Source organism: Kitasatospora sp. P5_F3 (genome assembly GCF_054049135.1).
On sequence record NZ_JBFUMY010000230.1, the window covers coordinates 1 to 331 of the forward strand.

The 331-nt window shown below is 67.4% G+C and carries 1 pseudogene; it reads right to left on the minus strand.

Annotated elements, in window-relative coordinates:
• Nucleotides 1–19: 19 nt before the first annotated feature.
• A pseudogene (locus tag ACXJMZ_RS37495) lies at nt 20–331 on the minus strand (NF041680 family putative transposase); the annotation flags it as partial.

A 331-nucleotide genomic window follows, 5' to 3' on the forward strand; every position in this document is an offset into this window, starting at 1 on the left:
AGCTTGATCAGCTTGATCTTTAACATCGCGCGGCGAGATGGGCTTGGAGCGTGGGTTCGCGTTTAACGGTCTTGCCGACGTCGTGGCGGGGTGCCGGCTTGCGGTTCTTCGAACCCAGTGGCCGTCCGGGGCCGGGATGGGAGGGTTTCGGCACTCTGGCTGGGGTGAGGACCTTCGCGCGGATGTTGCGGAACCCACGGCGGACTCGAGCTGGAGTCAACTTCGTTGTGGACAGGGGGCGTTCCCAGGGGCGGCGTAGGTCGGCGGCCAGCGGGCGGGCCAGGCGGAGCTGGGTGTGGGCGACGATGACCAGCCAGGTCCACAGGTCGGC